Below are 10695 nucleotides of genomic sequence, written 5' to 3' on the forward strand. Positions count from 1 at the left end.
TCCTCCCTTACTTGGCCTTGATCTCGGCGAGCTGCTTCTCAGCAAACGCAATTGCTTCGACCCACTGCTCTTCCTTCGGCTCAGAGCTGTGCGCGCGAGTCGGCTCAGCAAAGGTGGCGCCCTTGCCCTTGATGGTGTTCAGCACGATGCAGGTCGGCTTGCCCTCGGTCTTATAGGCTTCGCCTACTGCGTCGTAGATTTCCTCTACATCGTTGCCGTCTTTCACATCAATTACGTTCCAGCCAAAAGCGTCAAACTTGGCGCCCAGGCCCTTGCCGTGGCTCATAACAACGTCAGTCGGACCATCCAGCTGATACTCGTTGTTATCCACCAGGCAAATCAGATGGTCAAGCTTGTAGTGCGCGGCAAACTGCGCGGCTTCCCAAACCTGGCCCTCATCTGCTTCACCGTCGCCCACAACAACGAAGACATGGCTGTCGCGGCCATCCAGCTTGTTGCCCAGCGCAGCGCCAACAGCCTCAGAGATGCCCTGGCCCAGCGAACCGGTCGTCAGGTCAACGCCCTTGGTCTTGGTGCGGTCGGTGTGGGAGGGGAAATCGGTACCCGGCTGGTTAAGGGTATACGCTGCTTCCATCGGATAGAAACCCTTCAGACCCAGCGTCGCATAAGCGACCGGGCCTGCGTGACCCTTGGAAAGGATGCACCAGTCGCGGTCTTCCCAGCGCGGATTCTGGGGATCAACCTTCATGTAACCACCGTAAAGAACGGCCATAGCATCCGCCATACCCATCGAACCACCAACGTGGCCGCGGCCCAGCGAATGGATGATCTTCAGCGTTTCAACACGGATTTCCTGCGCAAAAACGCGAAGCTCCTGCATTTTTTCTGCTTTCTGCATTTGCATTACACCTGCCTAATCAAAATAAGTATTTTCTCTTCACAGAACAGCTTGCGCAAAAACCTTGGCGACAAACCGCCTATTTCGTATACAGTGTATCACCAAAAGCTCCAAATTTCAACCAATATTCAAACAAATGTTAACAAAAATTTCTCCAGTTTTTCCTTGAATCTGTCTAAAAATCATGGAAGTATCCCATTCTCTTTTAAAAAACGCTTTTTTGTTCCCTATATCAAAAATTTGTTGCTCTTTTTCATGAAATCTTTTTCCTTTTTATGCCTGTTTCTTTCCATTACTGTAATTTCTGCTGTAGACAAGTTCCCAAAAGTTTGTTAAAATATACAAAGAATATTACCATATTCATCTGGGCTGCATCATGATTAGGGAGCTGAGGAAATGAAGGTTAGCCGTCTCAATTCCATTGAACAATATGTCATCTCACGCGAAACCGTCAGCATTGACGAACTGTGTGAGGTTTTTGGCGTATCCAAAAATACAATCCGCCGTGATTTAAACGAGTTGGAAATGCGCGGACACATCACCAAGGTATACGGAGGCGTAACCGCCGTTGTTCCATCGGGCGCCATACCGACTCCCATCCGCTCCAGCCTTAACCCTGCGGATAAATTGCTGATCGGCCGGCTTGCTGCGGAAGAAGTGGCCGATGGAGACACCATTTTTATTGACTCCGGCACGACTACGCTGTGCCTGCTGCGCTATCTGGTTGCCAAAAAGCGTATTACCATCATCACGCATTCTCTTGGCGCGCTTTCCGAAGCCGCCCGATACGAAAATTTGAATGTCATTTCGCTTGGCGGCATTTACAGTCCCACCACGGATTCCTTTGTCGGATTATCTACGATTGAGGCGCTCTCTGCCATGCGCATCAACAAGGCCTTCATGGGCGCTACCGGCGTATCGCTCACGGCCGGCATGACCAATACCACTTTTCTGGAAGCAGAAATCAAGCGTGCTGTCGTCCAGCGGGCGGATAATATTTTCTGCATGGCAGATTCTTCTAAAATCGGCAAGGAGGCCATCGTCACTTTCTGCCATCTGCGGGAGCTGACCGCCTTTATCACCGACCGCGAGCCGGCCAAGGAATATGTGGAGCTGTGCAAAAAAGAAGGCGTGCGTCTTCGCTACGAATAAACGGATACAGAAAAAGCGGGCTTGCTGAAAGCCCGCTTTTCCATTTGTACTGCGTTTTGCTCACAGCATTTGCAGCAGCTCGATCACCTCGCCCGAAGGGCCGGTAAGGAACCAGTTCTGCAAGCCGCCAAAAGTTTCCGGACGGACGGTTTTCTCCGCGGTGCGGAACGATGTAACGCCGGCCTGCTTCATTTCAGCCACCGCTGCGTCCAGATCATTGACATATATCGCAAAATGCGGAATTGCACCCTCGCCAGACGGAATCACCGCGCCTTCCGGCGGCTCCAGCAGTTCCAGACGGAAGCCGGCTAAATCAACCAGTGCAAGTTTGAGCACTCCGTCCGGTTTTACAATACTGTCCCGCTGATACAGCTTACCGCCGAGCTTTTCGTAAAAAGCCAGACTGTCCTCAATACTGACCGTATGAATCGCTATATGTCCCAGCCCCATATAATATTTCTGCACCATTTTTACCATCCTTTCCGCCTGTTCCTTTTGGCGCTGCCCTCGCAGCTTATTACCTTTATTATTGCATAAAAACAGAGACCGCGCAAGGCGGTCTCTGTCTTTTTGCTTTTACGGCTCATACCAATCCTCACTGCGCCGTTTTGAATCAAACAGATGCGCATATTGTGCCATGCGGTAATCGGACAGCGCCGGTTCTTCTGCCACGGTTGAGGCATCTCGCCAGGTGCCGTCCGCCATATAATACCCATAGCTGTTGATGCGCGGCACTGCCTCGCGCGCCGCCAGCCGCATCTGGTCATATGCCGAAGTGCGGCATCCCAGCGCATCCAGCGCATAAGCAGCCAGATAATTATTGCTGATCTGTACCTGCTCCGCCTCTTCGATATCATAGTTGGCCCAGATAAAGAACGGCGTCAGCAGTTTACTCTGTTTTTCTTCACGGGTGCGCGTTGCATCCGTATTGCCGAACAGATCGTCATAAAAGCCGCTCGGCACATTGGGCTGATGGTCTCCGAAGAAAACAATCGCCGTCGGCTCATCCTGCTGCGAAAAATATTCGATCAGCTCCTGCACCGCCTCATCGCTGTATTTCAGAAGCGAAAGGTAAACGTCCACCTCCGGATACTTGCCCTCATACGCCCCTGTCAGCCAGATGCGCTTTTCAAAATCCGGATATGCGACGTCGTCATAGCCGCCGTGGTTTTGCATCGTCACATTAAACAGAAACAGCGGCTGCCCCTCCGGTTTGTTTTCATACAGCTCAATAATTTTGCGGTAATCCTCGCTGTCGCTGATATTATAGCGCACACGCTCGGCGTCCTCGGCAAAGTCCGGCTCGTAAAGCTGCTGTTCAAATCCCATGTGGTCATATACCGCTACGCGGTTCCACGATGATGACTGATAGGGATGCATGGCAACTGTCTGATATCCCTGCTCTGTCAGGCCGGATACAAGGCCGGGCAAATCTTTTTTGATATACATCTGATAGGGCGAACAGCTGAACGGCAAAAAACCTATCGTGCTGCCCGTCAAAAATTCAAACTCCGTGTTTGCCGTGCCGCCGCCGAAGGTGGAGACCAGCAGCTCACCGCTGATGGTATTCTCTTTTCCCTGCATCAGTTCATGCACATAAGGCATATAGTCTGCGTTGGTCTCAAAATCACCCACTGTGTGCAGATCGGCAAACGATTCGTTCATCACGACGATCAGGTTCGGTGTTTTCACGCCGTCCTGCGCAGTATAGCCATCCTGCGCCTGCTGCAGCCGCTCCCCGTTATAGTCCTCCGGTTTGCGCACGATGGAATCGTTGGCGCAGCGCAGAAAATAGAAAATCTCACTGTACGACCGGCTGGACAGCCAGTATCCAATCCCTGTGCCTGTAATCTGCAGGCCGGTAAAGGCAATCACGCCTGCCAGCGCCACCGCCGGCAGCGTCCATACCCGCGGCGATTTCCACGGCCGGCGAATGAACCAGACGCAGACGACATACAATACCGCCGCCCCCAGCGCGCGCAGTACGGACATTTCAATCGGCGCGGAATAACCAGCGGCCACATTGGCCGCCGTGCCGATGGACGCAATATCGCTCAACATAACCGGCGTGCCGCGAAAGAGCATCACATAATGGTCAATCAGGCCATGTGTCAGTGCAAGCCCCAGCCCAAGACATACCGTCAGCCGGATACGCCCGGAAAGCAGATAAAGAACGGTGTCAATCGCCAGATAGCATAGCAGTCCCTGCCAGAAGGACTTTTCCATATTAATCGTCATGCCCTTGACGATGTATTCCACCAGCAGCAGGCTGACTGCCGCCGTAGAAATGAGCAGCATCAGATCATGCAAAACAAGCTCAACACGGGATGCACCAATGCGCGGCCGCAGAAAAAGCGGAAGAAATGCCAGCAAACCCAGCAGGCGGGCCGTCAATGTCAAAAAACTGAGCGAGCCTTTTTGCAGCAGCGGCAGCAGCGCAATGCAAACAGCCAGCGTCAGCGCAGTCCGCAGCCAAAAGTATGGTCCAAAGCGATCCTGCTGTATGGAATCACTCTGCCATCCGTTTTGCCCTTTTTGCTCAAACTGGGGCATGGATCAGGCTTCTCCATTTTCCATGCGCGTCACCGCGATGGACAGATCGTCCAGCTGCTTCTCGTCCACCACGTCCGGGCAGGACATCATCAGGTCAGACGCATTCTGCACCTTCGGGAAGGCGATTACATCGCGGATGGAATCCAAACCGGCCAGCAGCATGCACAGGCGGTCCAGACCGTAGGCAAGACCGCCGTGCGGAGGCGCGCCGTAGGAAAACGCCGTAATCAGGTGGCCGAACTGCTCCTTGGCGCGCTCCTCGGTAAAGCCGAGCGCCTCAAACATCCTGGTCTGCAGCTCGGGATCATGGATACGAATCGAACCGCCGCCCAGCTCACAGCCGTTCAGGATAATGTCATACGCCTTAGCGCGCACCTTGGCCGGCTCGGTCTCAAGCAGCGGAATATCCTCATCCATCGGCGCGGTGAAGGGATGGTGTTTGGCAACCAGACGGTCCTCTTCCTCGCTGTACTCAAACTGCGGGAACTCGGTGACCCACAGCAGCTTGAAATCGTCCTTTTTGGCAAGACCGAGCCGCTTGGCCAGCTCGCAGCGCAGTGCGCCGAGCGAAACCAGCGCGGTCTCCTCAGAAGCGTCCGCTACCACGAACAGCACGTCGTTCTCGTGCATGTCCGCGCGCTCCTTGATTGCCGCGATCTCCTCTTCGGTCAGGAACTTGGCAAAGGACGAGGTCATCGAACCGTCCGCCGCCAGCTTCATCCACGCCAGGCCCTTGGCGCGGTAGGTCTTGACAAAATCGGCCAGCTTGTCGATCTCCTTGCGCGGGAACTTGTCCGCGTAGCCGTTGATGTTGATCAGCCGCACGGTGCCGCCGGCTTCAACCGCACCCTTGAATACGCCAAAACCGCAGTTTGCCGCAATATCCGAAATATCCTTGATTTCAAAGCCGAAACGGGTATCCGGCTTATCCGAGCCGAAGCGGTCCATCGCCTCGCGCCAGGTCAGGCGCGGCAGCGGCAGCTGGATGTCCACATCCAGCACTTCCTTGAACACGCGCTTGAGGAAGCCTTCATTGACCGCAATGACGTCATCCTGCTCGACAAAGCTCATCTCAAGGTCGATCTGGGTGAACTCGGGCTGGCGGTCGGCGCGCAAGTCCTCATCGCGGAAGCAGCGGGTGATCTGGATATAGCGGTCCATGCCGGACAGCATGAGCAGCTGCTTATACTGCTGCGGGGACTGCGGCAGCGCATAGAACTTGCCCGGATGCACGCGGGAGGGCACGAGGTAATCGCGCGCGCCCTCGGGCGTGGACTTGGTCAGCATCGGGGTCTCGATCTCGATAAACCCCTGCTCATCAAAATAGTTGCGGGCCACCTGCGTCACGCGGTGGCGCAGCGTCATATTGCGCTGCATGGACGGACGGCGCAGGTCGAGGTAACGGTACTTCAAACGGATCTGATCGCCGACTTCCTTACTGTCATCAATCTCAAACGGCGTGGTCTCCGCGCGGGACAGGATGCGAATATCCTCCGCAATGATCTCGACCTCGCCGGTCGGCATCTTGCTGTTGACCGCCGCCGCGTCGCGCGCGACCAGCTTGCCGCGCACCGCCACAACAAACTCGGTGCGGCAGGTAAAGGCGATGTCGAACAGGCCGGCATTGACCGACTTGTCAAACGTACACTGCACAATGCCCGCGCGGTCGCGCACAAGCAGGAACAGTACGCCGCCGTTGTCGCGCACACGGTCAACCCAGCCGTTGACCGTGACTTCCTGCCCCGCGTCAGACAGGCGCAGGTTGCCGCACATGTGTGTGCGCTTCATACCAGCAATAGATGTATTATTCATATTTATCAGTCCTTATTTCTAAGATTTGTTTGCTGATGGAATTATTGGCCGTCTTTCTCTTTCATCGCCGAAAGAACATCCGGCAGAAAATATTTCAGGATGGCAGGCATCACAAGGCCGAGAATCACGGCGGCAATCGCCATTACCGGAAAGCCGTGTGCAAACAGGATGGCACCGCACAGCACCCCTGTGCAGCGGATGATGGTATTCTGCAATTTCTGCATAAAAATAACCTCCTTATCCCGTTGAGATACTGCCTGTTTTTATCGAAACGACAAATCACTTGTCGCAGATGACCCTGCCCTGATTCTTCGCCGCAAGGCCGTACCAGATGCAGGAAACCGCCTGCTTATTTTCGAGTTTTTTCTATAAAATCCGCCGTGCGAACAGCGTTTTTCCCTTTGATGATGAGCAACACGCCGGCAATCAGCAGGACCAGTCCGCACAGTATACCGACGCCGCCGCTCATTTCTATCATGATGGCGCCCACTGAAAACAAAAATAATGCAGTTGCCGCGCAGATCGTCCCGCAGACGACAAGTGTACATCCCCAAATCAGGTCTTTCATTTGTCTTCGTCCTCCTGCTGCGCATTCATGGCTCGGACTTCACGAACCAGCCCTGGAACCTGTGACACACCCACGCAAATCATCACAACCAGCACGATCCACTGCTTTTCTGCCGCCGCCAATGCCGCGCCGGTAATGCATGCAATCAATGCTGCATAGTGTTTCATGCCTGCGCCTTGTCCATGATCACCTTGCCCTGATTTTTTGCGGCAAGGCCGTCCCGGATGCGGGAAACCGCATCCTCGAGCGAAACCTTGACCTGCTCGCCGGTCTCCATATCCTTGACCGCAAGCACGCCTTCCCGAATTTCATCCTCGCCGAGGAAAAACACATACGGAATGCCGAGCTTGTCCGCATAGCCGATTTTATGCTTGAACTTTTTCTGCTCGCTGTAAAGCTGGGTGCGGATACCCGCGCCGCGCAGCGCGGTTGCCGTGGCGATCGCCGCGCCGGTATCGTCAGTCATCGGCAGGATGAGCACATCCGCGGGCGCGCAATTCTGTTTGTCGTTCAGGTAGCCCTGCTCGCCCAGCACATAAAACAGTCGCGTCAGGCCGATCGAGATGCCCACGCCGGGCAGCTGCTTGTCGGTATAGTACTCCGCAAGGTTGTCATACCGTCCGCCCGAGCAGATCGAGCCGATCTCCGGATGGTCGAGCATGGCAGTCTCATACACCGTGCCGGTATAGTAATCCAGACCGCGGGCAATGGTCAGGTCAATCTCGAAATGGTCAGCCGGTACGCCGAAGGCCTGCATATAGGTCGCAACGGTTTTCAGCTCATCCGCGCCCTGATCGAACACTTCATTTCTGCCCCGATAGCTCTCAAGCGCGGCAAGGATACCTTCGGTGCCGCCCGGGGTCGCGATAAACCGCAGCAGCTCGTCCGCAGTTTCCGCTGCAACAGCGAAATCCTCTGTCAAAATTGCCTTCACCTTTTCCGCGCCGATTTTCTCCAGCTTGTCGATCGTGCGCATCACGTCGCCCGCCTGCTCGGTCAGGCCGAGAATCGTGAAAAAGCCGTTTAATACCTTACGGTTGTTGATGCGGATCTTAAAACGTTCGAGCCCCAGCGAGGTAAAGGTCTTATAGATGATGCTCGGCACCTCGGCCTCGTTGATGATATCCAGCTTGCCGTCGCCGATGACGTCGATATCCGCCTGATAGAACTCGCGGAAGCGGCCGCGCTGCGCACGTTCGCCGCGGTAGACCTTGCCGATCTGGAAACGGCGGAACGGGAAGGTCAGTTCGCCGTAGTGCTGGGCAACGTACTTGGCCAGCGGCACGGTCAGGTCAAAGCGCAGGGACAGGTCGCTGTCGCCCTTCTGAAAGCGGTAGATCTGCTTTTCGGTCTCTCCGCCGCCCTTGGCCAGCAGCACCTCAGAGGATTCGATCAGCGGGGTATCCAGCGGATAAAAGCCGTACAGCGCGTAGGTTTCACGCAGCACCTGCATGATGCGCTCCATCTGCACCTGCGGTGCGGGCAGCAGCTCCATAAAGCCGGACAGGGTTCTCGGTTTCACTTTTTCCATAGTTTTGATTCTCCTCAAGACAGACGATTGCACCGAACAGGCCTTTTCGCCCGTCCGGTGCAGCTTTATATTTATCCCTCTGCTTTTTACAACAATTACTTTTTGTTGTTCTTCGGGTTGACGATATTACGCCAGTCGAGATCGCCTCTATCCAAACCAAGCACAAGCATTTCCGCCGTTGCCGAGTTGGTGGCAATCGGAATATTATGCATGTCGCACAGGCGCACAATGGCATGTGCATCCGGTTCATACTGTGAGTTGGACATCGGATCCCGGAAAAACAGCACAAGGTCAATCTCGTTATATGCCACGCGGGAGGCAATCTGTTCCTCGCCGCCCTGCATGCCGGCAAGGCACTTGTCTATTTTCAGCCCCGTTGCGTCCTCAATCAGCTTACCCGTTGTGCCGGTGGCACAGATATCATGTTTTGCCAGCACACCGCAGTATGCCATGCAAAACTGTACCATCAGTTCCTTTTTTCTGTCATGTGCAATCAGTGCTATATTCATCAGGAGCATCTCCTTCCAAGTAATCAGGCGTTCTCTTCCCGCCGGTTCTGCTACAGACGGGCCAGCGGTACACGCTCACCCTCCAGCCGCCGCGCGATATTGCGAAACGCGCGCGCCGCGCCGGCAGTTTTGACCGACAATATGCTTTTGCCGCTGTTTCCGCAGGAAATCAGGTCCACATCCTCCGGAACAAGGCCGAGCAGCGGCAGCCCTGCTTCGTCCATCGCATCGTCAATATTCGCCGAGCGTCCGCTGGTAATCAACCGCGGACGAATCCGGTTGAGAATCATGCGGATGCGCTGGATACAATATTCCTCTTCCAGTTTGCGCGCACAGCGCTCTGCGCCGCGGATGCAGGCGCGGTCGGTCGATGTAACGACGACGGCCTGCGTTGCAATATGCGCCAAAAAGGACAGCTCCGCCGGCAAACCGGCCGGTCCGTCAATCAGGATATACTCAAATCCCATTTCTTCCGCCTGTACGGCAAGCTGCTCCATGCCGCGCTCGCTGAGCGCAGGCAGCGCCGCCGGGGCGGTCAGCAAATACAGGTTTTCATAGTCCGGATGGCAGGCAACCGCGTCATCCAGCGGCACAGCGCCCCCGGCAACGTCTGCAAAAGAGTAAACCACTCTGTCCGACATGCCAAGCACGATGTCCAGGTTGCGAAGGCCGCAATCGCCGTCGATCAGCAGCACACGGCGGCCGAGCTGCGACAGCGCCGCGCCCACTCCCGCCGCAAAGGAGGTTTTCCCTGTACCGCCTTTGCCGGACGCTATTAAAATGACCTTCAACCTACCGCCTCCGAATACAGAAAACTCTACGTTTATATTATAATGGATACATCTGCCGTTTACAAGACTTTGTGCAAAATTTTTAACAAACTCTGTCTGTTTTCAGGGTATCAGCGTATTTTCCGGCTGCACTGTCTGCACTTTATCGTCCTCCTCCGGCTGGAAAAACGCATCCAGAATGTCGCGCACCACCGGCGCGGCAGAAGAGCCATGCTCCGCGCCTTCGCCCACCACGCAGACGACAATCTGCGGATTGTCAAACGGCGCAAAAGCGACGAACAGGCCGTTGTCATAGGGCTGGCCGTTCTCATACATTTCCGCGGTACCCGTTTTGCCGCCCACCTTAATGGGATACTCCGCAAACACGCTCGCCGCGGTGCCGCCCTCGGCCGTAACCTCGCTCATACCCTTCATCACCAGATTGCGCGTCGTCTCGGACAGCTCGATGGTGCCGAGCACCTCGGGCTCCTCCGCCTTGACCTGGTCGGAATAGTCATAGCTCTTGATGGTCTTGACCAGCGTCGGCTTATACAGTGTGCCGCCGTTGACAACCGCGGCAATATAGTTTGCAAGCTGAAGCGGCGTAAAGCCGTTATCGGACTGGCCGATGGCGGCGTTCACATCGTCGCCCCCCTGCCATTCGCGCAAACTCGGGTCGCCGGCAATCATTTGCTCACGATACGTCGGGCCGGCTGCATGCCCTTTGTCTTCGCCCACTTCAATGCCGGTCGCTTTGCCCAGGCCAAACAGGCCGCACCACTGTTCCAGATGCGCGCCGGTCAGCTCCTTGCCGACATTATAGAAAAATACGTTGCAGGAATACTTAATCGCCTGCGTCACATCCAGCGTCATCGGCTGTTCATGGTTGTGGCAGGTAAATTTTTGTCCGCCGTATTCAAATACGCCGTCGCAGGTATAGG

General features: G+C 55.2%; 12 protein-coding genes. 1 reads left to right on the forward strand and 11 read right to left on the reverse strand.

Annotated features, from left to right (window positions below; translation table 11 throughout):
• Positions 1-7: 7 nt before the first annotated feature.
• Positions 8-841, reverse strand: a complete 834-nt coding sequence (locus ACOYIE_RS01465) for a transketolase (RefSeq protein WP_433410151.1) — start codon at positions 839-841, stop codon at positions 8-10.
• 414 nt (positions 842-1255) lie between these two features.
• Between ACOYIE_RS01465 and ACOYIE_RS01470 the strand changes: the two genes are divergently transcribed.
• Entirely contained in the window at positions 1256-2011 is a 756-nt protein-coding gene (locus tag ACOYIE_RS01470) for a DeoR/GlpR family DNA-binding transcription regulator (RefSeq protein WP_433410153.1), read from the forward strand.
• A gap of 60 nt (positions 2012-2071) precedes the next feature.
• On the opposite strand, the gene ACOYIE_RS01475 is transcribed toward ACOYIE_RS01470, so the two are convergent.
• The 10 genes from ACOYIE_RS01475 to ACOYIE_RS01520 form a co-directional block, all read right to left on the reverse strand.
• A complete protein-coding gene (locus tag ACOYIE_RS01475; protein WP_433410154.1) occupies positions 2072-2488 on the reverse strand; it encodes a VOC family protein in 417 nt (138 codons plus the stop codon).
• Between the two features lie 99 nt (positions 2489-2587).
• Positions 2588-4564 (reverse strand): sulfatase-like hydrolase/transferase, encoded by a 1977-nt coding sequence (locus ACOYIE_RS01480; protein ID WP_433410156.1) that lies wholly within the window; start codon positions 4562-4564, stop codon positions 2588-2590.
• A 3-nt stretch (positions 4565-4567) separates the two neighbouring features.
• Positions 4568-6376, reverse strand: coding sequence for an aspartate--tRNA ligase (aspS, locus tag ACOYIE_RS01485; protein WP_433410157.1), 1809 nt, complete (start codon positions 6374-6376; stop codon positions 4568-4570).
• Positions 6377-6417: 41 nt separating this feature from the next.
• Entirely contained in the window at positions 6418-6600 is a 183-nt protein-coding gene (locus ACOYIE_RS01490) for a hypothetical protein (protein WP_433410159.1), read from the reverse strand.
• Positions 6601-6725: 125 nt separating this feature from the next.
• Entirely contained in the window at positions 6726-6944 is a 219-nt protein-coding gene (locus tag ACOYIE_RS01495; protein WP_433410161.1) for a hypothetical protein, read from the reverse strand.
• Positions 6941-7111 carry a hypothetical protein gene (locus ACOYIE_RS01500; RefSeq protein WP_433410163.1) on the reverse strand — a complete coding sequence of 57 codons (171 nt, stop codon included), beginning with the start codon at positions 7109-7111 and terminating at the stop codon, positions 6941-6943. The genes ACOYIE_RS01495 and ACOYIE_RS01500 overlap by 4 nt, the downstream gene beginning before the upstream one ends.
• Positions 7108-8475, reverse strand: a complete 1368-nt coding sequence (gene hisS / locus ACOYIE_RS01505; RefSeq protein WP_433410165.1) for a histidine--tRNA ligase — start codon at positions 8473-8475, stop codon at positions 7108-7110. The genes ACOYIE_RS01500 and hisS overlap by 4 nt, the downstream gene beginning before the upstream one ends.
• A gap of 95 nt (positions 8476-8570) precedes the next feature.
• Entirely contained in the window at positions 8571-8984 is a 414-nt protein-coding gene (locus ACOYIE_RS01510; RefSeq protein ID WP_433410167.1) for a methylglyoxal synthase, read from the reverse strand.
• A gap of 50 nt (positions 8985-9034) precedes the next feature.
• Positions 9035-9775: a P-loop NTPase gene (locus ACOYIE_RS01515; protein WP_433410169.1), complete on the reverse strand. Its 741-nt coding sequence runs from the start codon at positions 9773-9775 to the stop codon at positions 9035-9037.
• A 102-nt stretch (positions 9776-9877) separates the two neighbouring features.
• Positions 9878-10695, reverse strand: an 818-nt coding sequence (locus tag ACOYIE_RS01520) for a penicillin-binding transpeptidase domain-containing protein (protein ID WP_433410171.1), incomplete at its 5' end; no start/stop codon positions are given.

It is taken from the genome of Agathobaculum sp. (genome assembly GCF_050946325.1).
GTDB lineage: Bacteria > Bacillota > Clostridia > Oscillospirales > Butyricicoccaceae > Agathobaculum.

What these genes read in the sequence shown, in the direction of transcription:
- ACOYIE_RS01510 (WP_433410167.1), bottom strand. Translation starts at nt 8,984, where the DNA reads ATGAATATAGCACTGATTGCACATGACAGAAAAAAGGAACTGATGGTA.
- ACOYIE_RS01470 (WP_433410153.1), top strand. Translation starts at nt 1,256, where the DNA reads ATGAAGGTTAGCCGTCTCAATTCCATTGAACAATATGTCATCTCACGC.
- hisS (WP_433410165.1), bottom strand. Translation starts at nt 8,475, where the DNA reads ATGGAAAAAGTGAAACCGAGAACCCTGTCCGGCTTTATGGAGCTGCTG.
- ACOYIE_RS01495 (WP_433410161.1), bottom strand. Translation starts at nt 6,944, where the DNA reads ATGAAAGACCTGATTTGGGGATGTACACTTGTCGTCTGCGGGACGATC.
- ACOYIE_RS01480 (WP_433410156.1), bottom strand. Translation starts at nt 4,564, where the DNA reads ATGCCCCAGTTTGAGCAAAAAGGGCAAAACGGATGGCAGAGTGATTCC.
- ACOYIE_RS01490 (WP_433410159.1), bottom strand. Translation starts at nt 6,600, where the DNA reads ATGCAGAAATTGCAGAATACCATCATCCGCTGCACAGGGGTGCTGTGC.
- ACOYIE_RS01475 (WP_433410154.1), bottom strand. Translation starts at nt 2,488, where the DNA reads ATGGTAAAAATGGTGCAGAAATATTATATGGGGCTGGGACATATAGCG.
- ACOYIE_RS01500 (WP_433410163.1), bottom strand. Translation starts at nt 7,111, where the DNA reads ATGAAACACTATGCAGCATTGATTGCATGCATTACCGGCGCGGCATTG.
- ACOYIE_RS01465 (WP_433410151.1), bottom strand. Translation starts at nt 841, where the DNA reads ATGCAGGAGCTTCGCGTTTTTGCGCAGGAAATCCGTGTTGAAACGCTG.
- aspS (WP_433410157.1), bottom strand. Translation starts at nt 6,376, where the DNA reads ATGAATAATACATCTATTGCTGGTATGAAGCGCACACACATGTGCGGC.